At 42.7% G+C, this 25,777-nt stretch carries 20 protein-coding genes; 18 read left to right on the top strand and 2 right to left on the bottom strand.

Annotation, left to right across the window (positions count from 1 at the left end; genetic code table 11):
* The first annotated feature begins 54 nt into the window (after positions 1-54).
* Positions 55-1,167: an iron-sulfur cluster carrier protein ApbC gene (gene apbC, locus NR114_RS01595; RefSeq protein WP_256813913.1), complete on the top strand. Its 1,113-nt coding sequence runs from the start codon at positions 55-57 to the stop codon at positions 1,165-1,167.
* A gap of 67 nt (positions 1,168-1,234) precedes the next feature.
* Here the strand turns inward: apbC and NR114_RS01600 are convergent, their stop codons facing one another.
* Positions 1,235-1,849, bottom strand: a complete 615-nt coding sequence (locus NR114_RS01600) for a phosphatase PAP2 family protein (protein ID WP_020826002.1) — start codon at positions 1,847-1,849, stop codon at positions 1,235-1,237.
* Between the two features lie 243 nt (positions 1,850-2,092).
* Between NR114_RS01600 and udk the strand changes: the two genes are divergently transcribed.
* The 4 genes from udk (at position 2,093) to dcuC (ending at position 6,874) form a co-directional block, all read left to right on the top strand.
* On the top strand, positions 2,093-2,734 hold the full coding sequence (gene udk / locus NR114_RS01605; protein WP_020826003.1) for a uridine kinase: 642 nt from the start codon (positions 2,093-2,095) through the stop codon (positions 2,732-2,734).
* Positions 2,735-2,860: 126 nt separating this feature from the next.
* Positions 2,861-3,442, top strand: a complete 582-nt coding sequence (gene dcd, locus NR114_RS01610) for a dCTP deaminase (protein ID WP_012006010.1) — start codon at positions 2,861-2,863, stop codon at positions 3,440-3,442.
* 44 nt (positions 3,443-3,486) lie between these two features.
* A complete protein-coding gene (gene asmA, locus NR114_RS01615) occupies positions 3,487-5,322 on the top strand; it encodes an outer membrane assembly protein AsmA (protein ID WP_256813914.1) in 1,836 nt (611 codons plus the stop codon).
* 193 nt (positions 5,323-5,515) lie between these two features.
* A complete protein-coding gene (gene dcuC / locus NR114_RS01620; protein WP_020826005.1) occupies positions 5,516-6,874 on the top strand; it encodes an anaerobic C4-dicarboxylate transporter DcuC in 1,359 nt (452 codons plus the stop codon).
* A 28-nt stretch (positions 6,875-6,902) separates the two neighbouring features.
* Here the strand turns inward: dcuC and NR114_RS01625 are convergent, their stop codons facing one another.
* Positions 6,903-8,489, bottom strand: a complete 1,587-nt coding sequence (locus tag NR114_RS01625; protein WP_129983570.1) for a TerC family protein — start codon at positions 8,487-8,489, stop codon at positions 6,903-6,905.
* Between the two features lie 694 nt (positions 8,490-9,183).
* On the opposite strand from NR114_RS01625, the gene galU reads away from it, so the two are divergent.
* The 13 genes from galU to NR114_RS01690 all read left to right on the top strand — a co-directional run bounded on the left by galU (position 9,184) and on the right by NR114_RS01690 (position 25,605).
* Positions 9,184-10,083 (top strand): UTP--glucose-1-phosphate uridylyltransferase GalU, encoded by a 900-nt coding sequence (gene galU / locus NR114_RS01630; protein WP_149573379.1) that lies wholly within the window; start codon positions 9,184-9,186, stop codon positions 10,081-10,083.
* A 45-nt stretch (positions 10,084-10,128) separates the two neighbouring features.
* A complete protein-coding gene (locus tag NR114_RS01635) occupies positions 10,129-11,022 on the top strand; it encodes a UTP--glucose-1-phosphate uridylyltransferase (protein ID WP_256813915.1) in 894 nt (297 codons plus the stop codon).
* Between the two features lie 292 nt (positions 11,023-11,314).
* The gene (locus tag NR114_RS01640) at positions 11,315-12,451 is read left to right on the top strand and encodes a polysaccharide export protein (RefSeq protein WP_256813916.1); all 1,137 of its coding nucleotides are present in this window, start codon (positions 11,315-11,317) and stop codon (positions 12,449-12,451) included.
* Positions 12,452-12,464: 13 nt separating this feature from the next.
* Entirely contained in the window at positions 12,465-12,899 is a 435-nt protein-coding gene (locus NR114_RS01645; RefSeq protein WP_197820405.1) for a protein tyrosine phosphatase, read from the top strand.
* A gap of 16 nt (positions 12,900-12,915) precedes the next feature.
* Complete coding sequence (gene wzc / locus NR114_RS01650) at positions 12,916-15,087, top strand: tyrosine-protein kinase Wzc (RefSeq protein WP_197820407.1); 2,172 nt, start codon at positions 12,916-12,918, stop codon at positions 15,085-15,087.
* A gap of 251 nt (positions 15,088-15,338) precedes the next feature.
* Positions 15,339-16,772 (top strand): undecaprenyl-phosphate galactose phosphotransferase WbaP, encoded by a 1,434-nt coding sequence (gene wbaP, locus NR114_RS01655; protein WP_256813917.1) that lies wholly within the window; start codon positions 15,339-15,341, stop codon positions 16,770-16,772.
* A 63-nt stretch (positions 16,773-16,835) separates the two neighbouring features.
* Positions 16,836-17,873, top strand: coding sequence for a glycosyltransferase family 4 protein (locus tag NR114_RS01660; RefSeq protein WP_256813918.1), 1,038 nt, complete (start codon positions 16,836-16,838; stop codon positions 17,871-17,873).
* A gap of 89 nt (positions 17,874-17,962) precedes the next feature.
* Complete coding sequence (locus NR114_RS01665; RefSeq protein ID WP_256813919.1) at positions 17,963-19,174, top strand: hypothetical protein; 1,212 nt, start codon at positions 17,963-17,965, stop codon at positions 19,172-19,174.
* Complete coding sequence (locus tag NR114_RS01670) at positions 19,171-20,157, top strand: glycosyltransferase family 1 protein (protein WP_197820415.1); 987 nt, start codon at positions 19,171-19,173, stop codon at positions 20,155-20,157. The genes NR114_RS01665 and NR114_RS01670 overlap by 4 nt, the downstream gene beginning before the upstream one ends.
* Before the next feature lie 57 nt (positions 20,158-20,214).
* Complete coding sequence (locus NR114_RS01675) at positions 20,215-21,396, top strand: cellulase family glycosylhydrolase (RefSeq protein WP_197820417.1); 1,182 nt, start codon at positions 20,215-20,217, stop codon at positions 21,394-21,396.
* A 69-nt stretch (positions 21,397-21,465) separates the two neighbouring features.
* Positions 21,466-22,983, top strand: a complete 1,518-nt coding sequence (locus tag NR114_RS01680; RefSeq protein ID WP_197820418.1) for a hypothetical protein — start codon at positions 21,466-21,468, stop codon at positions 22,981-22,983.
* 35 nt (positions 22,984-23,018) lie between these two features.
* Positions 23,019-23,996 carry a polysaccharide pyruvyl transferase family protein gene (locus tag NR114_RS01685; protein ID WP_197820420.1) on the top strand — a complete coding sequence of 326 codons (978 nt, stop codon included), beginning with the start codon at positions 23,019-23,021 and terminating at the stop codon, positions 23,994-23,996.
* 454 nt (positions 23,997-24,450) lie between these two features.
* Positions 24,451-25,605 (top strand): glycosyltransferase family 4 protein, encoded by a 1,155-nt coding sequence (locus tag NR114_RS01690; RefSeq protein ID WP_256813920.1) that lies wholly within the window; start codon positions 24,451-24,453, stop codon positions 25,603-25,605.
* The last annotated feature ends 172 nt before the right edge of the window (positions 25,606-25,777 follow it).

Below are 25,777 nucleotides of genomic sequence, written 5' to 3' on the forward strand. Positions count from 1 at the left end.
CTCACTTCTGATATGCTTAGCGGGAAGCTATCCATTCAAAATCAAGGAGCCGGGATGAACGCAAAATCCCCCGAGCAGACCAACCCCGAAGTTCTGCGTGCCCTGGTGACCGGTGTACTGGCCGCCTTTGAACACCCGACGTTAAAAAACAATCTGACTGCGCTGAAGGCAATTCACCACTGCGCGCTGCTGGATAATGTGCTGCATATTGAATTGACCATGCCCTTTGCCTGGCAAAGTGGTTTTGAGGCGCTCAAAGACAGTGTCAGCGCAGAACTGCTGCGCGTGACCGGCGCCGAGGCGATTGACTGGAAACTGAAGCATGATATCACCACGCTGAAACGCGCCAACGATCAGGCCGGCATCAAGGGTGTGCGCAATATTATCGCCATCAGTTCCGGCAAGGGCGGGGTGGGCAAATCCACCACAGCGGTTAACCTGGCGTTAGCGCTGGCGGCAGAAGGCGCCAAGGTCGGTATTTTGGACGCCGACATCTATGGCCCGTCAATTCCGAACATGCTGGGGACGGAAAACGAGCGACCAACCTCACCGGACGGTCAGCACATGGCGCCGATCGTGGCCCACGGGCTGGCGACCAACTCGATCGGTTATCTGGTGACCGATGACAACGCCATGGTTTGGCGTGGCCCAATGGCCAGCAAGGCGCTGATGCAACTGCTGCAGGATACGCTGTGGCCAGATCTGGACTATTTGGTGCTGGATATGCCGCCGGGCACTGGCGACATCCAGTTGACGCTGTCGCAAAATATTCCGGTCACTGGCGCTCTGGTTGTTACAACACCGCAGGATATTGCGCTGCTCGATGCCGCCAAGGGCATTGTGATGTTTGAAAAAGTGCATGTGCCGGTCTTGGGTATCGTGGAAAACATGAGCGCGCATATTTGCAGCAACTGCGGACATCACGAGCCGATCTTCGGTACCGGCGGGGCGGAGAAGCTGGTGAAGAAATACCACAGCCGCCTGTTGGGGCAACTGCCGCTGCACATTTCTCTGCGCGAGGATTTGGATCGCGGTGCGCCAACGGTGATAAGCCGACCGGACAGTGAGTTTGCCGAACTGTATCGCCAACTTGCCGGCCGGGTGGCCGCGCAAATGTACTGGCAGGGCGAAGCTATCCCAACAGAAATTTCTTTCCGCGCGTTGTAGTTGTAATCGTCGCAGGCAGAAAGATAAAACCCCGGATATTTCCGGGGTTTTGCTTATGGGGAATAACTTATTTGTGCAAATCAGCCCTGGTGTACGGGCGTTCGATCTGTGCCAATACGGTGGCAATATGCTCCAACAGCCCCTGAGTCGGTGCCGGTTGCCGTACGCCCATGAGCACCATTGGCAGCGCCAGTGCGACGATAATCTGCGGAACGGAAAGCTGGGGGCGTGGTTTACCACGCTGCAACCACAGGAACAGGGTGCTGGCCAGATAACCCAGAATCAGTCCGCTCACCACTTCCGAAGGTGAGTGCACATGGATAGCAAGCCGAGAGAGCCCGATGGTAAGCGGCAAGACCAGACCCACCACCAGCGCCATGCTGCGCACGGCATGAGAAAATCGGCCGGTCAACGTCCAGAGCAGTACTGGCCAGATGCTGGCCGCCAACGCAGAGTGGCCGCTAAAACCGGTAAAATCATAGCTTTTAATGCCAATGCCCCAGCCCATAAAGGCCAGTTTGGATGCACACACCACGCCACCGGCGCAGCCGAAGACCAGCGCCCACTGCCAGCCGGCAGTCCGGGTGGTGCGAGGGGCGACCAATACGGCAAAAAGAATCAGCGAGCAGGGCAACAGCAACATGCTGTCGCCAAAAAATGTCAGAAAATGCCAGTCCAGCACGTCAATCTCCGGTAAAAGATATCATCCCATTAGCAGGATGATGAGCAAGCGTCGGAGTTTACCCTGTGGCGTTCAATTGCCCTAGACGCAATAATCTTAAAACGCTGCCATGCCTATTCTGGCGAAATAACCGCAGATAGCGCCCAACGGCGCCAATATAGTCTGGCGCAATGCCCGCTAACTCCCTATAATTGTCGCGTTTTAGTCCCCCCCTTCACACTACGAAATCAGGTCTTTAATTTTATGACTGACAAGCCGCATCAGTGCGTCATTATTGGTATCGCCGGCGCATCTGCCTCCGGAAAAAGCCTTATCGCCAGTACATTGTATCGTGAGCTTCGCGATCAGGTTGGCGATGAACATATCGGCGTTATTCCTGAAGACAGTTACTACAAAGACCAGACACACCTGACCATGGAAGAACGGGTCAAGACCAACTATGACCACCCGAGTGCCATGGACCACAATCTGCTGTTCCAGCATCTGCAAATGCTGAAATCAGGCAGGGCGATAGAATTACCTTTGTATAGCTACACCGAACACACACGCAAAAAAGAGACTGTTCACCTGGAACCGAAAAAGGTGATTATTTTGGAGGGGATCCTGCTATTAACGGACATCCGTTTGCGTCAGGAAATGAACTTCTCGATCTTTGTCGATACGCCACTGGATATTTGCTTGATGCGCCGTATGAAGCGCGACGTGAATGAGCGTGGTCGTTCAATGGATTCGGTGATGGCGCAATACCAGAAAACCGTTCGTCCGATGTTCCTGCAGTTTATCGAACCTTCCAAACAATATGCTGACATTATCGTTCCTCGCGGGGGTAAAAACCGCATTGCGATCGATATTCTGAAAGCCAAAATCAGCCAATTCTTTGAATAATGCCGTTCAATGGCCGGGAAACCTGTGTTTCCGGCCAGCGGGCAACTATTTACGCTGCGGCGTAGACCTTTCGCTCGTTGTGTGGCAATTTTTGTTTTAGTGACACGCTTTGATGGAGATAAACAAATGAGACTGTGCGACCGTGATATAGAAGCCTGGCTGGATTGCGAAAAACTGGTGATTTCACCGCGTCCGCCGATTGAGCGTATTAACGGGGCCACAGTGGATGTCCGTTTAGGCAATCAGTTCCGCGTGTTTCGCGGCCACACCGCCGCGTTTATTGATCTCAGCGGACCCAAGGATGAAGTCAGTGCCGCGCTGGATCGCGTGATGAGTGATGAAATCGTTCTGCCAGAAGGCGAAGCCTTCTTCCTGCATCCTGGCGAACTGGCACTGGCGGTGACGCTGGAGTCGGTAACGCTGCCAAACGATCTGGTTGGGTGGCTGGACGGTCGTTCCTCTCTGGCGCGCCTGGGGTTAATGGTGCACGTTACCGCACACCGTATCGACCCAGGCTGGCAGGGCCGAATTGTTCTGGAGTTCTATAATTCAGGTAAGCTGCCGCTGGCATTACGCCCGGGCATGCTGATTGGCGCGCTGAGTTTTGAACCGCTTTCAGGGCCGGCGGCACGTCCTTACAACAGCCGGCAGGATGCAAAATACCGCGATCAACAGGGTGCGGTAGCCAGTCGAATCGACAAGGACTAACAGCGCTGGAAGCACTGTCGGTGTGGCGTTGACAAGAGGATGGCATGAGAAGATTACTGACGACTTTGGTGATTTTGCTGGTGGTGCTGGTGGCGGGGATGTCTGCGCTGGTGCTGTTGGTTAATCCGAATGATTTTCGTGCCTACATGGTCACGAAGGTTGAACAAAAGAGCGGTTATCATCTGACGTTGGATGGCGATCTGCGTTGGCATATCTGGCCACAGCTCAGCATTCTTGCAGGGCGTATGACGCTGACCGCGCCGGGGGCCACAGCCCCAGTGGTCAGCGCAGAAAATATGCGTCTTGATGTCAAACTGCTGCCGTTGCTGTCGCATCAACTGTTTGTAAAACAGGTGATGCTGAAAAATGCCGTCATCCGCCTTACGCCAGACAGTGAAGAGCAGACTCAACCTGACGCACCGATCGCCCCCGCGGGCCATTCCGAAGAGTCGGCAGAGGCGCCGTGGAAATTTGATATCGATAACCTTCGCGTGGTGGACAGCCTGCTGATTTGGCAGCGCCCCAATAACGAACAGATTAACGTTCGCGATATCAACCTCAGCCTGCAGCAAAATGCCAAACGCCAGGCGCAAATGGAACTGTCCAGCCGGGTGAACCGCAATCAACGCGATCTGAGTTTCAGCATCGCAGCGGATATCGATTTACAGCAATACCCTCGGCGTATTGCGGCCAATGTGAGCCAGTTCAGTTACCAACTGGAAGGTGCAGACATTCTGGCCGGTGGCATTAAGGGTGATGGCACCACTCAGGTGGTATATCAACAAACACCACAGCAAGTCGCGCTGAGCCAACTGAATGTTAGCGCTAATGACAGCCGGTTTACCGGTGCAGCCGATATTAAACTCGGTGAAATCCCGACTTATGTGCTGAACCTGGCATCCACTGCGGTGAATATGGATGCGTTTACCGGTTGGCAATCCACCGATTCGCAAGTCCAGCAAGCGCAGGGCGTGACTTCGGCGCCGGTCATTGCCAGCCAAATTGACGATCCGCAACAAAATCTAGAGGTGTTGCGAGACTTTAACGCGCAACTCAAACTGAACGTGGATCAACTGACCTATCGCGGTATGAGCATTGCCCATTTGGTGCTAGAGGCGGAAAACCGCCAGGGCTTGTTAACATCGCATTCGCTCTCCGGGCAATTGGCCGGTGGTGATTTCGCGTTGCCGGGGACGCTCGACGCCCGGGGCAGCCACCCGGTAATCACTGTGCAGCCGGTTGTGAAACAGGTTGAACTTGGCACCGTTTTGAAAGCGTTCGAGATGCCACAGGTGTTGACCGGCAAATTCAGCATGCAGGGGGATTTAACCGGCGATCGCTTTACCTCACAGTCATTTGAACGACGCTGGCAGGGCACGGCTCAGATGACGATGCAGGATGCGCAGTTGCATGGCCTGAATATTCAGCAACTGATTCAGCAAGCGGTGGCGCGTAACGACAACAGCGTGCGCGGGCAAGACGATTACCAGCGTTACACCGAAGTGAAGCAATTGTCGGCGAAAGCCAGCCTAAATCACGGCATGATAAAAATCACCGAGCTGGGCGCAGACTCACCGTTGTTGAACCTCAGTGGTGGCGGCAGCGTAAATATGCCGGGTAAACAGTGCGATATGGCGCTTAATGTGCGGGTAACCGGTGGTTGGCAAGGGCGCAGCGATCTGATCGAACAACTGCAGAAAACGCCGATTCCGTTGCGGGTTTATGGCCCGTGGAATCAGCTCAACTACCAATTGCAGGTCGATCAGGTACTGCGTAAAACGCTGCAGAACCGGGCGAAGGACGCGCTGAACAAATGGGCTGAAAAGAACCAGGATTCACGCGAAGGGCAGGATCTGAAAAAGCTGCTCGATAAACTCTAATCTTAACGATGCGGGTCGGTTCTCGGCCCGCATTTTTGATAAACCCCGTAAAGTGTTTCTCCCCCCAATAATTTCCTCCCGTAACATTGACGAACATCATGATGCATTTGGCTGAGTTTGTGCAGAGTGTGCGCAGTTAAGCGATTTATACGCTTTGGCATGGTCAATAACGATAAAGATAAGTTGAGGGAATATGATAGAGCTTCTGATTGGGGCGGTCGTCGCGGCGGGCGTTGGCCGCTACATCATCAAGGGCTACTCCGCTACCGGGGTGTTGATGGTGGGGGGCTTATTGCTGTTGGCAATCAGCGCCCTGATGGGCAAAAGCCTGTTGCCTGCCAGTGCTGCCACTACCGGGTGGCGTGCGACTGACATCATCGAATACGTCAAAATCTTGCTGATGAGTCGCGGTGGCGATCTTGGCATGATGATTATGATGCTGTGTGGCTTTGCCGCTTATATGACGCACATTGGCGCGAATGATGTGGTGGTGAAGCTGGCTTCTCGTCCGCTGCAGATGATCAACTCTCCCTATCTTTTGATGGTCGCGGCTTATTTTGTCGCTTGTCTGATGTCACTGGCGGTCTCTTCAGCTACGGGCCTGGGCGTGTTGCTGATGGCCACGTTATTCCCGTTGATGGTAAACGTCGGCATCAGCCGAGGGGCGGCGGCAGCTATCTGTGCTTCGCCTGCGGCGATTATCCTGGCGCCAACCTCGGGTGACGTTGTGTTGGCAGCCAAGGCGGCGGAAATGCCGCTGGTCGATTTTGCATTTAAAACCACTTTACCGATTTCCATTGCGGCCATTGTCTGCATGGCCATCGCGCATTTCTTCTGGCAACGCTATCTGGACAAAAAGAACAACGAACAGCATCACATTATGGATGTGAGTGAAATCACCACCCACGCACCGGGTTTCTACGCCGTACTGCCTTTCACACCGATACTCGGTGTATTGGTATTTGACGGCAAATGGGGGCCGGAACTGCATATCATCACCGTGTTGGTCGGGTGCATGTTGCTGGCGGCGGTAATCGAATTTCTGCGCAGTTTTAGCGCCAAACAGGTATTCACCGGGTTGGAAGTGGCCTATCGCGGTATGGCGGATGCGTTCGCCAGCGTCGTTATGCTGTTGGTGGCAGCCGGCGTTTTCGCTCAAGGGTTGAGTACCGTCGGGTTTATCAGTGGGCTGATTAGCCTGGCGCAGTCGTTCGGTACCGGTGGCATTATCATGATGTTGGTGTTGGTGGTGATTACCATGCTGGCAGCCATGACGACCGGTTCGGGTAATGCGCCATTTTATGCTTTCGTTGAACTTATCCCTAAATTGGCGGCACAGATGGGGGTTAATCCGGCGTATCTGGTGATCCCGATGCTACAGGCGTCAAATCTGGGACGCACCCTGTCACCGGTTTCCGGCGTGGTGGTTGCGGTGGCCGGCATGGCTAAGATCTCGCCTTTCGAGGTGGTAAAACGCACTTCGGTGCCGGTGATCGTCGGGTTAATCGTGGTTATAGTGGCGACGGAGTTGCTGGTTCCCCAGCATTTATAAAAGAAGCCGGGCTAGGCCCGGCCTGAGTTTAAACTTCGTAGTCCGGTTCTGGTACTGACAACGGCGTGATTTTCACTTTCAAAATACGGTGGCTGCTGACTTCCAGCGGTTCAAACAGGTAGTCACCGATCCGCAATTGCTCACCTTCCTGAGGGATACGTTGGCTGTGCTCCATCAACAAGCCAGCCAGCGTGTGGTACTCACGCTTATCCTCCAGTGGTAATGGCAGATAAAGTACCAAATCCTCCAGTGGCATATAGCCATTGGCAGTCCAACTGCCATCCTCATTTTGCTGGATGTCATGCCGGGCATCGACTTCTTCACCTGCTTCCGGCAGGTTACCGGCGATGGTTTCCATCACGTCGGTCAGCGTGACAATCCCTTCGACCGAGCCGAACTCATCAACCACAAAGGCAAAATGCGTCTGTGCCTGGCGGAATTGCTCCAGCGCACTCAGCAGGGTTAACTGTTCGGGGAAGATCAGCGGTTGCAGCACCAGAGAGCGTAAATCAAGTGGGGCTTGATTCAACTGCTGTTTCAACACGTCAATAGTATGGATGACGCCGAGCGGCTCATCACTGGCGCTGTTTTCCACCACCACGATGCGCGTATGCTGGTTTTTTTCCAGCAACTGGGTCAGTTTTTCTTGTGGATCGTTCAACTCAAGGTATTCCACATCATGGCGGGAGGTCATGATGCTGCTAACCGTACGCTGTGCCATGCCCAGCACGCGTTCTATCATGTGACGTTCCTGCTGATTGAAAATCTCGCCGTTTTCACTGTCGCTGTCGGCCAGAAGATTGGCGGAGTGGCTGTCCACTTCCGCTTCCTCATGTTTGCCGCTCAGCATACGCAGCACGGCTTCAGCCGTTCGTTCCCGCAGGGGCCGCACCTTGGAAAGAAAACGGCGGCGATTAAACTGTGACAGCTGGTTTAATGCTTCAATCATTACGGAGAAGCCTATTGCAGCGTACAAATAGCCTTTAGGAATGTGGTAGCCAAAACCTTCGGCGACCAGGCTAAAGCCGATCATCAGCAGGAAGCTCAGGCACAGGATGACGATTGTCGGATGGGCATTGACGAAGCGTGTTAATGGCTTGCTGGCCAACAGCATCAAGCCGATAGCGATACAAACCGCAATCATCATGACGGCGAGATGGTCGACCATGCCGACGGCAGTTATCACCGAGTCGAGCGAGAAGACGGCATCCAACACCACAATTTGCGCCACCACAGGCCAGAAGCGGGCGCCTTTGCGCGAACCATGTTGCTCTTCATCTTTACCCTCCAGCCGCTCGTTAAGCTCCATGGTAGCTTTGAACAACAGGAAGATACCCCCGACCAGCATAATAAGGTCGCGTCCGCTAAACGGATGACCGGCGGCAAAAAACAGCGGTTGGGTGAGCGTGGCCAACCACGAGATGGAAGCCAGCAGGGCCAAGCGCATCAGCAGTGCCAGTAACAAACCAACGACGCGGGCTTTATCTCTTTGATGTTTAGGTAATTTTTCCGCCAGAATGGCGATAAAGATAAGGTTGTCTATACCCAGAACGATTTCCAGCACGACCAGAGTGGCCAGGCCGGCCCAAATTGTTGGATCTGCGATCCATTCCATACGCCCAATTTCACCTGTAAGTTCGACGGCTTATGCCGCCTGTGAATGATGGGTGCTGGGCGGGGAAAATTCAACTTTAAAACCGCTGTCTGGCATGACAAGCAAGCAAAATGAAGGAAATGGCCAAAATAGTGCATAAAAAATCACCCCCTTAAGTGGAGAACAACACAATACGATGTGGAAATACGAGGATTTTGGAGTGAAGAATCTGCTGCCGGAGCAGAAGTATGGGAAGTTGTAGATAAAATCAACGGAAATATAAGGTTTTAAAAACATATCGTTAGGGACATTATGGACTATTAGACTTTGTACAATCTTTCCGTCTTGGTAGTCTTATTCTGAAAAGGGTACTTAACGGGTATCTTAGGCTTGTATCGATAAGGCAATAGTATAAGAATCTTAGCCATATAAACATTTACAAGTATCATCGTTTGGTTATAAGGGTGTATTTATTTTGTCTTTTCTGTGATCTGTCTATCGCTTAACAAAAGAGCAGGATCCTTAACTTACATTAAAATGCGATTAGTCGCCGGACGCCCATACAACGCCGACATAAGAGAACGATGACAGTGCATTGGTAGCTGAAAGCCAGGGGCGGTAGCGTGGCTAAACCACGTTGAGCCAGATTTCATAAGCGTCTCGGGATAGGCTGAGTTCAGCTGCGTTATAGTTATTTGATTGTGGATAAAAAAACATGCAAAAGAGACTGAAGGCTGTGATCCCCGTAGCTGGCCTGGGAACCCGTATGTTGCCGGCGACAAAAGCTATTCCTAAAGAAATGCTGCCGGTGGTCGATAAACCACTGATTCAGTACATTGTTAACGAGTGTGTGGCTGCCGGGATCAAAGACATTGTGCTGGTCACCCACTCCTCAAAAAATGCGATTGAAAACCACTTCGATACCTCTTTTGAGCTCGAGGCCGTTTTGGAATCCCGCGTAAAGCGTCAGTTACTGGAAGAAGTGCAGACCATCTGCCCAGCCGACGTGACGGTTATGCAAGTGCGCCAGGGTCAGGCAAAAGGTTTAGGTCACGCGGTGTTATGTGCCAAACCTATGGTGGGTGATGAGCCATTTGTCGTTTTGCTGCCTGACGTATTGTTGGATGATTCCACCGCAGACCTGCGTAAAGAAAACCTGGCCAAGATGATCGAACGTTTTACGGAGACTGGTTTTAGCCAGATCATGGTGGAACCGGTACCGGAGCAAGACGTCTCGAAATACGGGGTTGTCGATTGCGGTGGTGCAATGTTATCTGCAGGTGAGAGTACCCCGATGACGGCGGTCGTTGAAAAGCCAGCGCTTGAAGATGCGCCTTCTAACTTGGCGGTTGTGGGGCGTTATGTTCTGTCGGCCGATATCTGGCCGCTACTGGAAAAAACCTTACCGGGCGCCGGTGATGAAATTCAGCTGACCGATGCCATTGCGGCATTGATGGAGCAGGAAACCGTAGAGGCTTTCCACATGAGCGGCAAATCACATGACTGTGGTGATAAGTTGGGTTATATGAAGGCATTCGTGCAGTATGGTCTGCGTCACACCTCGGAAGGCGAAGGCTTTACCCAGTGGTTAAAGCAGACGTTGAACAGCAAGTAAGAGTTGCGGCTGAAAAGACGATCATAATATTGAAAGAGGATTACCATGACCAAGTTGAAAGCTGTCATTCCTGTTGCAGGGTTGGGTATGCGCATGCTGCCTGCAACCAAGGCTATTCCAAAGGAAATGTTGCCGATCGTCGATAAGCCATTGATTCAATATATTGTCAATGAGTGTGTTGCGGCAGGAATCAAAGAAATTATTTTGGTGACGCACTCTTCTAAAAATGCGATTGAAAACCATTTCGATACCTCATTCGAACTGGAAGCCATGCTTGAAGCGCGTGTAAAACGTCAGTTGCTGGACGAGGTTCAGTCGATTACACCAAAAGGCGTAACACTGATGCATATTCGTCAAGGTCAACCAAAAGGGTTAGGGCATGCGGTACTTTGTGCTAAACCCTTGGTAGGTGATTCGCCTTTTGTCGTTTTACTTCCCGATGTCTTACTTGATGACGCAAAAGCCGATCTGAAAAAAGACAACCTTCCGCATATGATTGCCCGCTTTGAACAGACAGGCCTGAGTCAGGTGCTGGTTCAAGCAGCCGATGAGCATGTGCTGCATGATTACTCCGTTGTTGAATGTGAGACTAACAGCTTACAGCCAGGTGAGAGCTCGCGGATGACTTCTATTATCGAGAAGCCAGGTCGCGAGCTGCAACTGAAGTCCAATTATTCCGCAGTAGGGCGCTATGTTTTGTCCGCGGATATTTGGCCACTGTTGGAGAAAACAGAGCCAGGCGCTTGGGGAAGAATTCAGCTTACAGATGCCATTGCTGAACTGTTGAAACACCAACCAGTCGAGGCGATGGAGCTGGTAGGTGAGTCTTTCAACTGTGGCGAGAAGATGGGTTATCTGCGGGCATTTGTCACCTATGGCTTACGTCACCCTACACAGGGTAAGGCGTTTCGAGAGTGGGCTGACCAACTCTCATTGTAACGCTAATCACGAAAATTCTATGGCTACCTCAGAGCAATTCTGACGTGGCCTTTTGCTTTGTTTGGCTGAAATGAGTTTAGATAGCCATACTCTTTTTTTTAATTATTATGCAATAATACCCTTGACGTAACTTTTATAGTAGCAGGTATGAATTCAATGCTTGCACAATGAGTGCGAATTTTCTATACCCGCTTGAGTAGTTGACAAATCATTTTGCTGAGTGCCGCATTTAGCGTGGTGACACGGGACTTAGCACCGCAAACATTCTTACTTTGATAGTGATGATAACTCGATGGCAAAAAAACAATGGAAACTGATACCTCTTTTGGTATCAATTAGTGTGATTAGCGGTTGTACGATGGTGCCGGGATCTCACCTTTCAACCAGTGGCAAAGATGTTGTCAAACAACAGGATAGCGATTTTGACATTGATAAGTTGGTGAATATTTATCCAATGACACCAAGCCTTGTTGAAAAAATGCGCCCTAAACCCGTGGTTGCCCAACCGAATTCCTCGCTTGAGCGTGAATTGCAGAATTATGAATATCGCATTGGTGTAGGTGATGTGCTGATGGTGACAGTGTGGGATCATCCGGAGTTAACTACACCAGCTGGTCAGTACCGCAGTGCCAGTGATACCGGTAACTGGGTTAACTCAGATGGCACAATTTTCTACCCGTACATTGGTAAAGTGAAGGTTGCGGGTAAAACAATGGCACAGGTTCGAAATGAAATATCCAGCCGCTTAGCGCAATATATAGAAAGTCCACAGGTCGATGTTAGCATTGCAGCGTTTCGTTCTCAGAAGGTTTATGTGACAGGTGAAGTTACAACTTCGGGTAAACAAGCAATCACAAACGTACCTTTAACTGTCATGGATGCCATCAATGCTGCGGGCGGGCTTGCAGAGAATGCTGACTGGCGCAATGTAGTATTGACTCATAACGGCAGAGAGCAACGTATCTCTTTACAGGCTTTGATGCAACGTGGTGATCTGATGCAAAATCATCTGCTCTATCCAGGAGATATTCTATATGTTCCACGTAATGATGATTTGAAAGTTTTCGTGATGGGTGAAGTTAAGAAGCAGACCACGTTGAAGATGGATCGTAGTGGTATGACTTTGACAGAAGCTTTAGGCAATGCTGAAGGAATGGATCAAAGTTTCTCGGATGCAACAGGTGTATTTGTCATTCGTCCGCTACATGGTACAGAAGATAAAAAACTGGCTAATATTTACCAGTTAAATGCATCTGATGCCGCTGCTATGGTTATGGGGACTGAATTCCACCTCCAGCCATACGATATTGTTTATGTAACGACAGCACCAGTTGTGCGTTGGAACCGGGTTATAAGTCAGCTTGTGCCTACAATCACAGGGTTTAATAACTTAACCGAAGGTTCATTACGTGTCCGTAATTGGCCGTAGGATGGTATGCAGCATGTTTGATTCTATTTTAGTAGTATGTGTCGGCAATATATGCCGTTCCCCTACTGGGGAACGTTTATTGAGAAAAGGCTTACCTGATAGAAAGATCAGTTCAGCGGGGCTGGGAGCTTTGGTTGGCAAACCTGCAGATACTAGGGCAACAGAAGTTGCAAATGAACATGGCCTTTCGCTTGAAGGCCATCAAGGTAAGCAACTTACAGCTTCAATGTGCCGTGAATATGACTTAATTTTGGTTATGGAAAAGGAGCATATAGATGCGGTCTGCCGGCTAGCTCCTGAAGTCAGAGGAAAAACAATGCTTTTTGGGCATTGGCAGAACAAGCGAGAAATTGCCGATCCTTTTCGTCAAAGTCGTGAAGCCTTTGAGTTTGTATATCGCCTCCTTGAAGAATCATCCTTGCAATGGGTGAAAGCCTTAAGCCGATAATCAGTCAGGACTACCAATGTCAGAGAAAAATAAAGTAATTAATTCGGGAAATGATAAATCAGATGACGTCGACTTAGGACGTCTGCTCGGTGAATTGGTTGATAACCGCTGGTTGATCATTGGTGTTACAGCATTATTCTTAACTTTAGGTATACTATACTGCCTATTTGCCACTCCGATTTATCGAGCGGATGCTATGGTGCAGGTTGAGCAAAATGCGGGTAATTCTTTGCTAAATAATATTAGTCAAATTTTGCCTAATAACCAACCGGAGTCGGCCCCTGAGATTGAATTATTAAGATCAAGAATGATCTTGAGTAAAACAGTCGAAGACTTAAACTTACGTATAGTTATCGCGCAAGAATACTTTCCAGTATTTGGAAAGGGTTATTCTCGGCTTGTAAAAGATAAACCAGGGGAAATTTCGATTACGAAATTAGAAATCCCAAATGATTGGATTGATGACCCCTCAATTGTTGTAACGTCGAATGGGGATGGTACTTTTAGCATAAAAAAAGATGGTGCTGAAATAGCATCAGGAAAAAGTGGGGAACTAATTAAAAAAGGCCAGCTTGTAATTTTAGTAAACGAAATTCAAGCTAAAAAGGGAACAAGCTTTAAAGTTTCAAAAATAAGTGAGTTAGCAGCAATAAATGATCTCCTCGATAAATTTGATGTTGGAGATAAAGGCAAGAATACTGGGGTTTTAGGCCTGAGTATGACTGGTGAGAACCCTGTACTTATCAAAGAAATATTAAACTCAATCGCGAAAAATTATCTAGAGCAAAATGTTGAGAGAAAATCAGAAGAAGATGCGAAGAGTTTAGGATTTTTAAATGATCAGCTTCCTAAGATAAGAGAATCTCTTGATGTTGCTGAGGAAAAGCTTAATAAATTTAGGCAAAAAAATGATTCTGTAGACTTATCGCTAGAAGCCAAATCTGTATTGGATTCGATTGTTTCAGTAGATACACAGCTCAATGAGTTGACATTTAAAGAAGCTGAGATTTCTAAGCTTTATACAAAAGTGCATCCTTCATATAGAGCATTACTTGAGAAACGTAAGACTTTAGAAGATGAACGAGACAAGTTGAATAAACGTGTAAGCGCAATGCCGAATACACAGCAAGAAATATTACGCTTAAGTCGTGATGTACAGTCTGGCCAAGAAGTATATATGCAATTACTGAACAAAGAGCAGGAATTGAATATATCGAAGGCTAGTACCGTAGGTAATGTTCGTATAATTGATCAGGCAATAACACAAGTAAAACCAGTAAAACCACGTAAAGCAATAGCGCTTTTACTTAGCATTATTCTAGGCGCAGCTGCATCTATAGGATATGTGTTATTGCGGGCATTCCTACACAGGGGAATAGAAAGTCCTGAACAATTAGAAGAATTGGGAATAAATGTTTATTCTAGTGTGCCACTTTCGGAATGGCAGCAGAAGAAAGACTTTGAATTCCGCTCAAAAAACAAAAAGAAAAATGCAGATTCAAATTTGCTTCTTGCCTTTGGTAATCCTGCTGACCTTGCAATAGAAGCAATACGTAGCCTAAGAACTAGTTTACACTTTGCAATGATGGAAGCTAAAAATAATGTTTTAATGATTTCGGGAGCTAGCCCAGGGATCGGTAAAACATTTATTTCAGCCAACTTAGCTGCTGTCATTTCTCAAACGGGGAAAAAAGTACTGTTTATTGATAGCGACATGCGAAAAGGGTATGCACACGAGCTAATTGGTCTGGATGGCAAAAATGGTCTATCTGATGTATTATCAGGAAAAATAAATGTAGCAGCAACAATCAAAAAAACTGCGTTTGAGAATTTTGATTTTATGCCTCGAGGTCAGATACCGCCGAATCCATCTGAGTTACTGATGCATAGCCGTTTTTCTGAGGTTATAAAGTGGGCGTCAGAAAACTATGATTTTGTCTTAGTTGATACTCCTCCAATATTAGCAGTAACAGATGCGGCGATAATTGGAAAGCATGCGGGCACAGCATTAATGGTTGCTCGTTTTGAACTGAATAGCCCAAAAGAAGTTGAAGTCAGTATAAGACGCTTTGAGCAAAATGGCATTGATATTAAAGGTGTGATACTAAATGCTGTGATGAAAAAGGCCTCTAACTATTATAGCTATGGCTATGATTACTATGATTACAGTTATAAATCTAAAGACTAGATTATGATTAGTGAAGGCTACGGAGCTAAGGAACGCTCTGTAGCCATTACATCATATGTTGGAACTCTCAATGCTTTATGTGAGAAATAATTCTACTTCAATAAATTTTAAAATAAAATTAAAATTAGCATATCTAATTTTATTAAAGTTTAGGTTGTGCCATTTCCGAATTTATTATTATGTTAAAAGCATTTTCTTTTCGTTGGGCTTATTAGACCGGATTAACAGTAATTCAAATCAAAGGTAATTATATGAGTGCTCTAGCTTACTCAAAAAGAACTAACTTTATAAAGCTTACTTTGGCTCTCTCGGATTTTGTTTTCTTTACGGTATCTTTGTTTTTTGCAATGTATTTAGTTGGTCTATTTGGCGGCGATGTCAATGAGTTTATTCCCAGTTCTGAGGTATCAGCTCGTATAATAACTCATATTACATTAGCAATAGTATGTGTTGGTTGGTTTTGGATCAGACTCCGACACTATACATATAGGAAACCTTTTTGGTTTGAATTAAAAGAAATATTTCGTACTATCTTAATATTTGCCGTGTGTGACCTGGCCATTGTAGCATTCTCTAAGTGGCAGTTTTCACGATATGTATGGGTTCTTACGTGGATGCTAACTTTACTATTAGTCCCACTTGCACGAGCTATAACCAAGCGTTTGTTGAACAAATTTGGTTTATGGCAAAAGCATACGATAATTATTGGAACAGGAAAGAATGCTTGTGATGCCTATGCAGCATTGCAGAGTGAAGAGGTTTTAGGATTTGCAATCTGCGCTTTCTTCTCAAGTAGTAAAACGAGTGAAAAAGAGTTACTAGGGAAACCAATCATTAGTGATGAGAAAGAACTTTGGGCACAATGTGATCCTGAAACAACTCAATTTATAGTTGCTCTTGAATTTGAACAGCATGCTCTACGTGACCAATGGTTGAAAAAGCTTGCAAAGCACCACTGTCGTTCAATATCAGTTATACCTACATTGAGAGGGGTTCCTCTGTATGGTACAGACATGTCGTTCATCTTTAGCCATGAAGTGATGATACTACGTGTAAGTAATAATTTAGCAAAAAGAACTTCACGTTTTGTTAAGCGCTGTTTTGATATTATTGGTGCGTCAGCTATCATCGTTATGTTGTCCCCTGTATTAATTATATTGGTTTATTTAGTCTCGAAGGATGGAGGAAATGCTATTTATGGTCATGAACGTATTGGTCGCGATGGTAAAAAATTTAAATGTCTAAAATTCAGATCGATGGTTGTTAACTCTCAAGAAGTGCTCAAGACGCTACTAGAAAGTGACAATGATGCTCAAGCAGAATGGAATAAAGATTTTAAATTAAAGAATGACCCACGAATAACAAAAATTGGAAAGTTTATTCGTAAAACTAGTTTGGATGAACTCCCTCAGTTATTCAATGTGTTGAGGGGGGAAATGAGTTTGGTTGGGCCACGTCCAATAATTGAAAAAGAATTGGAGAGGTATGCGGGGGACGTTGATTATTACCTCATGGCAAAGCCGGGAATGACGGGGTTGTGGCAGGTTAGTGGGAGAAATGATGTTGACTATGATACTCGGGTTTATTTTGATGCGTGGTATGTGAAAAATTGGTCTTTATGGAATGATATCGCAATTTTATTTAAGACAATTAATGTCGTCTTGAAACGTGATGGAGCATATTGATTTTATCAAATACGCATATTAGCAAAGATGAAGGGACTTATCTTGCATTCTTGAGGTATTATATTGAAACGTAAAAAAATAGCTGTTGTTTTCTCTGCTTCTATTGTTGGTGGCCATGAGTTAATGGCGATAGAGCATATAAGGAAATTCATTAAAAAGGGATTCCTTATCTCATGTTATATACCAAGAAACAATGATAAGCTTAGAGATATATTTACAAAAAATAATATAGAGTTCTCTTTGCATGAAGTAAATCATAGAAGAATGGAGTCAATTCAGAGCTTTGTTAATCCTAAATTTATTTTTGATTCTCTAAGGCTATTAATGGAATTAAAAAAAACATCAGATGAAATAGTGATTGTTCAGGGCGACATTGAATTGGGTTCTGGATTTATCAATGCAGCAAGGTTGATTAGGTTTCCTATAGTCAGTTACATCCCTTATGCGCATGATTTTGATGTTATGGGTAGCAAGTTTTCAAAAGTGAAAAATTTACTTTCAGCTATCTTGTATAGGAATTGTCAGCGCTACATAACAATTTCTCATTGTTTTAAAAAGGAAATTATTTATAAAAATAAAAACGCTGTTGTAAAAGTCATCAGGAATTTTGTACCAGAGCCGCCAGTTAAACAAGTACGAGGTAAGGGGTATTTCTTCGAAAGGAATGTCGATGGAGTTAAATTATTAATGGCTGGCCGTGTCTATTTTAGACAAAAAGGACAAGATTTGCTAGTTGAAGCATTGAAAAATATGAAGCAAAAAATCGAACTCGTTATTATAGGTGATGGTCCTGATTTAGAAAAGTTAAAAAATATCACACAAACATTACCTGATAACATTACCGTTAGATTTCTGGGATGGAAAAACAACGTATGGGATTATTCGAACGATATAGATTTGATATTGATACCTTCAAATTTTGAGGGAGTACCTCTAATTATGTTAGAGGCTTTAAAAAGGAATGTTCCGGTAATCGCCCCTGCGAGGGATGGCATGGCAGATTATTTGGAAAAAAAATCTCTATATGAAGTTATAGGTGTTAGCCATGAAGGCAAGGTAGTCAATCTACGTAAAAAAATTGAGGAGTATTGCAACAACTAAGCTACAGCTTTTGCTGTGCTAGAATGAAAAATTATTGTGTAGGATAAGTTAATGAATAATAAAAAACTAAGAGTATGGGTGGTCATCAGATGAAAAAAATAATCAAAATACTGGTTACCGTTTTGCTCGCATTTGCTACTTTAGATGGATTAAGAGATACTTTTTTACCGGATAATCCGATATCTTATGTCAAAGAGATTGGAGCTGTCTTATTGTTCTTTTTATTATTTATAATTTCATATAAAAGAAAAATAAACATAAATAGTCGATTTATTCTTGTATGTAATTTCTTTGTGCTTTTTTTAGTGTTAGTGAGTTTTGTCACAACAAAGTATGCCATTTCGGGAGCAACACGTGGGACTCTCTCTTTTGGCGGTTGGAGTGTATGGATAAAGCTTCTATCTTTCTATTGCTTGATGAATGCACTTTATCTACTCAGATGCAACTACCCATCAATTTTCTACAAAATACCTAAAACATATATAAAATTTGCACTGTTTTATTGTGGTCTAACTTTTTTCTTCATTTTTTCAGGGTTAAGTTCTCAATTGACTCAGCGAAATTGGGGGGGGCGACTATCAATAGGATACCCGACTATGGATAGCCTTATTCTTATTGTGGCAATTGTTTTTTCAATCTATTTTATAAAATCAAAAATAATAAAATCTCTGTGTGTATCGATCTTTCTAATTGTTCTATTGATGCAGAATACAGCTTCAGGATACGTTATGTTGTTTGTTCTTTTCTTATGTAGCACTGTTTTTCTTAAAGGAATTTATAAAGTACTCCCCGTTTTATTTACTGGTGTTTTCTGTGTTCTTGGTTTTTATGTATATAACTATTGGTATATGGATATGGGAGCCTTTGGCTTCCTCTTTGTTGATAAGGTAAATGGTTTTTTATTGGGTTCAGACACAAGTTCTATCGAGCTAAGACAGCAACAGATTAGTTACCTTATGAATGATATGAACTCATATACTTTATATTCTATATTTGGTAAGGGTGGGGAAGAAGCCTATTTAGTCGAGAGCACGTATTATGCGCTATATGGATTTGTTGGTGCAGCAGGTGTGGCAATTTTTGCTTCGTTATTTATATTTCTTCTATTCAAGTTCCCTCGTTCATTTAGGGACTCCTCATTTTATTGCCATTGCTTAATTATTATGGTTGTATTCTTAATTTCTTGCGCTGGTCTTATTGGCTTCTATTTGTTCCCAATGATTTTTGTATTAGCATATCTGATATCTGTTTATAGTACATCTGAAGTAACTCATGAAAATGATATAAAGGAATTAGCATGAAGGATATTTATTACGACTGGCGTTGGTGTGGTAGCCATGGTATAGGACGTTTTGCCATGGAGATAAAGAAATCAAAATTAAATTTAATAGATATTCCGCTTCATGGTAATCCCGCTGATAAGTATGACGTATTTAAATTGACCGCGGCACTATCAAAAATAAGAGGGTTATATTTTTCTCCTGGATATAACGCACCACTTTTCTATTTAAAAAGAACTGTTATAACAGTACATGACTTAAATCATATTGACTTAACCTACAATAGTTCATTCTTGAAAAGATACTATTATAACTTTGTTTTGAAACGTGCGTGCAAGCGTTGTGCTAAAATATTAACTGTATCTGATTTTTCAAAACAAAGAATAATCGAATGGGCCAAAATCCCTGCTGAAAAAATAAATGTTGTAGGGAATGGTGTCTCAGAAGAATTCAATATTGACATTGAACCATTTTGCCCTGGCTATCCTTATGTATTTATTGTGGGAAATCGGAAACCACATAAAAATGAAGAGCGAGCACTGCAAGCTTTCTTAAATGCCAATATATCAAGAGGCATTAAAATTGTTTTTAATGGTAGCGTATCATCAAGCTTAAAGGATATTATCGAACATCAAGGTGCCAACGAAAGAGTATTATTTATGGGGCATTTAAGTAGTACCGATCTAGCTAGTGTTTATAAAGGAGCTGAGTTACTTTTATTCCCTTCTCTTTATGAGGGGTTTGGGCTTCCTGTTATAGAAGCTATGGCTTGTGGTACCCCAGTTATTACATCTAACTCAACATCTTTAAAAGAAATATCTGGAGATGCCGCATGCTTAGTTAATCCTGAAGATATTGGGGAAATTACATCAGCAATTGAAATGGTTATAAATGATGTCGCATATAAGCAGCAGTTGATTAACGCAGGGTTACAAAGATCAAGTATATATACATGGAAAAAAACGATTGAGAAAGTTGAGAATGCAATTGAGCCACTTCTATAATTAATAGCATGCCTCTGTAAATTATTTAATGATCGTAAATAGTATATCGGAGAGGTTATGAGAATAGCGATTAATGTTTTCTATGTGATACTTTTATTTGGATGCTTTACATTCAAAAGTTATTCATTTGAGCTTGGTGTTGGTACCCACTTAGCTTTCTATCCTAATAGTTATGATTATTACATTAAACTAGCGAAAAGCTATGGGTTTTCATCTTTACGCGATGAGGTTTCTTGGCAGCAAATAGAGAAAATGCCCAAAGTTTATGCGATACCCAAAATAATAACAAAGACTGATAGTGCTTTTACCAGTGCTAGTACCACCAGTGAGTTATCAATGATTCTCATCCTTAGCTATGGTAATGGTTTATATACTAAGAACGGATATCCATCAAATGACAAGGAGATTCAGGGTTTTGCTAATTATGCATCCTGGGTAGTTAAACGCTACAACGGTCGAGTAAAATATTATGAAATATGGAATGAATGGTTAGCTGGAACAGGGGTAGGTAATAAAAAAATAGGAAGGCCTGGAGATGATGTTTTTATCTCTTTAGTAAAGTCAACTTCTTCTGCAGTAAAAAATCTTGATAAGAATGCGGTGGTTATGACCGGTTCTATTAACCCACTAAAATCTCGAGAAAGGCAATGGATATATAATTTGATTAACGCTGGTTTATTGAAATATGTAGATGCTATATCTATTCATCCTTATTCGTTTCAATTTCAGGGGAGTCCATTACAGAAGCCTGAAGGAAATTTAATTGAAATAGATAAGTTTGAAGAAGAACTAAAAAAGATTGCAGGGAAGGATGTTCCATTATATATAACAGAGGTAGGATATCCGACTACTTATGCCGGTGGCGGGTTTGATCCAGAAAAGGCTGGGGTTGACACGCTAAAATACTCATTACTTTCAAAATCTAGAAGTTATATTAAAGGAGTGTGGTGGTACGACTTCATAGATGATGGGAAAAGTTATTTCAATAGGGAACATCACTTTGGTCTATTAGGTATTGATGAAAAACCTAAACCATCAGCATTGTATTTGAAAGAGTTTGGCAATTTAATAAAATATGCAACAGTAAAAGTAATTAACGAGTCAGTTGATGGTCTTGTGAAGGTAAATATTTCTCGCGGAGATGATTCTATCGATATTGAGTGGGATAACTCAAAACCGGACTCGGATAAACAGTTTATCGTTAAATTGCGACAAGCTAAGAAAGTATTGGGTTACTAATTAGATGCTAAATTCAGTGTTTTTTAAGTATAACAATTAATAGACTTATTATTACCGTGAGATATTCAAGTGGTCGATAAAAAGCTAATGGCAAAAAACACTTTTATGTTGTTTGGCCGAATGTTATTAATAATGTTTGTGACATTTTATACATCAAGAATGGTGTTAGAGGCTTTGGGGGTATACGATTTTGGTTTATACAGTGTTGTAGGCAGTATAATTGTCCTATTTTCCTTCATACAAAACGTTTCCGCTCTCGCTACACAACGTTTCTTATCTGTAGGGATTGGAAGGAAGGATGATAAATGGACAAATGATGTATTTAATGCCAGTATCGTTGTTCATCTGATTATATGTTTTTTAATACTTATTTTAGCTGAAACAGTGGGGCTGTGGTTCCTACTGCACAAACTAAAAGTGCCGACAGAAAGACTAGATGATGTTTTTTGGGTATATCAGATATCTGTTGTTTCATTATTATTCCAGATAATGCAAACTCCATTTATGGCATCACTCATTGCCTGTGAAAAAATGGACTTGTTTGCAAAAATAGGCATTTTTGATGCATTTCAACGATGGTTAATGGTCTTTCTCTTCACCTTTATTGGTTTTAATAACAAGATAGTGAGCTATGCTTTGTTCTTGTTAATAGGCTATATTTTTGTTTTTTTAGTTTATGCTGTAATTTGCATCTCGAAAATATCTATTTGTAAAATCAATATAAGGTTAAAAGAAAATGGATTGTTACTCAAAGAGATATTTTCTTTCTCAAGTTGGTCAATGATAGGTTCTTTGAGTGTGGTTGGTGTATCTCAAGGAACTGCTTTACTAACTTACTATTTTGTCGGTGTAGTCGCGAACGGTTCAATTTGGTTGTCTGAACAAGTTTTAATCGCATTTAACAGGGTTATTGGCACCTTACAGACGGCAATAAATCCACAAATAATAAAACAATATTCTGTCGGAAATAGTGGCGAAGTTGAACAATTACTATCACTCTCTTATAAATTGACTGCGTTTGTTATTATGATATCAGCAGTGCCGGCTTTTGTAGATGCTTCTTTTATTATTGGATTGTGGTTAAATCAGGTGCCACCTTATTTAGTGGATTTGGTAAAAATAGTTATTATTTATATATTGGTCGATTCATTATCTGGACCATATGTCACGGCAATATATGCTGTTGGGAAATTAAGGAATTATCAGTTTTTTGTTTCGATAATTATGATGTCTTCTTTGCTATTGACATTTATATTATATTACATGGGGTTTTCGATATATACGGCAGTTTCCGCAAGGGTTTTTTGTGCATTTTTCTTGTTAATTTTCAGGGTGCTATATGTCAGCAAAGCTATTAATATAAGTGCAAAAAAGTTTATATTTATAGATTTTCCAAAATTGGCCTCGGTAGCATTTCTTTCAATATTATTCAGCCGTTATATAAAATGCTTTTTTAATGACGGATTTATAGGGTTACTTTCACTAATTTCATTAAATTTAATTTTTGTTATGGTTATGTTCTTTCTTGTTGTTTTAAGCGCTGCGGAAAGAAAAAAAATTTTTCATTTGTTAAGAAAACGATTTTAAATTATCTATAGTTGATATCCTTAAAGGTGGGAATAATGAGTTTTAAATATAGTGTGTTGACATATGAAAGCGATATTTATGTTAAAAGAAACTGGATCAACTTAGGTGATTATGTTCAAAGTACTGCGGCAAAACAATTTATTCCATCAGTAGATGCTTTTATTCCTCGGGATCATATGAACACATATCATGGTGATCCTATGAAAATGATAATGAATGCCTGGTATATGGATATCCCTGAGAATTTTCCTCCTTCTAATGACATAGAACCTCTCTATGTATCCATACATATTAACTCGACAATTGTTGATAAAATATTTACTCCCGAATCCATTGCTCACTTTAAGAAATTCCAACCAATTGGTTGTCGAGATTTCTATACAAGAGACCTTTTAATTTCAAAAGGTATTGATGCATACTATTCAGGTTGTATGACTTTAACTCTTGGTCAAACATATAAGCGTGATAATATTACTGACGACGTTTATTTTATTGATGTTATGTATGACTCAATGACCTTATCTGAATTAATTCGGCAACCATTAAGGTTTGGAAAACGTATTCTTAATGGACGTGCATTTGAGTTCTCTCATCGGAATAAAGTAATAAAAAAATACTTCGCTCCTGAGTTAATTAAAAATGCTAAATTTGAAACTCAGATAATACCTTACGTTTCCGCTAATGAGGGCTTCAAGTTGGCTGATGATTTTCTTAAACGTCTGGCCAATGCCAAGCTTGTGGTTACATCGCGAATTCATACTGCATTACCTTGTTTAGCTATGGGAACTCCAGTTATATTTGTTAATGGCGGTTTTAAAAACAAAATAGATAATTGTAGATTTGATGGTCTTTTTGATTTCTTTAACAGAATTGATGTAGATGCAAATGCTAACTCAACCATTAATTTTGATATCAATGGCGAAAAAATAGGGTTAAATAGTGATATTACTAATAAGCAGTTGCATTTAGAGTACTCTAAAAAGTTAATTGAAAAATGTAGTTCATTTATCTAAATCCAACATTAAATTAGTTTAAACACATTGGAATATAAGTTTTAATAAAGGCTTATGAGTTTTTTACTACTGGATTGCCTAAAGCCGTGGGTAGAAAACGGCATGTGATAATTAAGAATGTTACATTAACGGCTTACCTCCCTGTAATATTAATACTACAGGGAGTTGTCTTAATTACTTGTTTTTAGATGTGTATTGTTGGCCTCAGATATTTCATATCAAAATCATTACGCTAAGTTTATATGTGCATTTAGTAGCTGTTAATTATTTTTAATTCCCTAATAATTTAAGGATGTAGCAGTAAGTTGAGAATTTAATAATTCCGTGACAGATATTCATTGGGGCTATACTCTAGAAGATTGATTCCAATAGGTAGTATTTAAATTTATTTTTATTGTAATCGAATTTGTTTTTATTCGATAATTAGTGCTATATTTATATATAAGGTATCGATATGTCTCGCGATTTAAGTGTTGGGCTTGTGGCTGATTGGTTGGTAACATACGCTGGGGCAGAAAAGGTTATTGCTGAGTTTATTAGTATCTTTCCCGAATCTGATCTGTATTCGGTAGTCGATTTTTTGTCTGATGAAAATAGGGCGCTTTTTGGGAATAAAAAAGCAAAAACTACCTTTATCCAAAAACTCCCAAAATCCAGATCCAAGTATCAAAATTATTTACCCTTAATGCCATTAGCGATTGAGCAATTAGATGTTTCAAAGCATGATATTATTTTATCAAGTAGCCACGCAGTTGCCAAAGGTGTTCTTACCGGACCAGATCAGTTGCATATAAGTTACGTTCATTCACCAATTAGATATGCATGGGATTTACAGCATCAATACTTACGTGAAGCTGGCTTGAACAAAGGCCTTAAAGCGCAGGCTGCTCGCTGGTTACTTCATAAAATTAGAATGTGGGATTATCGTACTGCTAATGGAGTCGATCATTTTGTTGCTAATTCTCAGTTTATTGCAAGACGTATTAAAAAAGTATACGGCCGGACCGCAGATGTTATTTATCCTCCAGTAGACGTTGATAGATTCACACTTAATGAGAATAAAGATAACTATTATTTCACCGCATCAAGAATGGTTCCTTATAAGCGAATAGATCTTATTGTAGAGGCTTTTAGCCAAATGCCAGATAGAAAGCTTGTAGTCATTGGTGATGGCTCAGAAATGAGCAAAATAAAGTCCAAAGCAACGAAAAATGTCGAGATTCTTGGATATCAACCAAATCATGTCATGCAAGAGCACATGCAAAAAGCTAAAGCATTCGTTTTTGCGGCAGAAGAAGATTTTGGTATAACTCCTGTTGAAGCACAGGCATGCGGTACACCAGTTATTGCTTTTGGCAAAGGTGGGTCATTAGAAACTGTAAGGCCTTTTGGCGTTGATAATCCGACAGGGTTATTTTTTGAGAATCAAAATGTAGTTGATATTATTAAAGCAATTAATGATTTCGAGAATTTAGCAGAACAAATATCCCCTCTACATTGCCGTGAAAATGCTGTTCGCTTTTCTAATGAACGTTTTCAGACGCAAATGAAAATGTACATTAATGAGAAGTGGGAACAATTTTCTGATTCTAAGAGATTGATATATTAATTATATTTTTTATTTTCTGCTTATGCTCTTATCGGCGATGGTGTTTTTACATTTCATCGCTCTTTTGCGCTTGTCATTCAATAATGACTGGATGGTATTTAAATTAATCAAAATTAATTATGATATTTTCTCTATGAAATACTCTAGATAACGGTTCATGGTTTATCTTTAT

Source organism: Serratia sp. Ser99 (assembly GCF_024519545.1).
GTDB classification, from domain to species: domain Bacteria; phylum Pseudomonadota; class Gammaproteobacteria; order Enterobacterales; family Enterobacteriaceae; genus Serratia; species Serratia liquefaciens.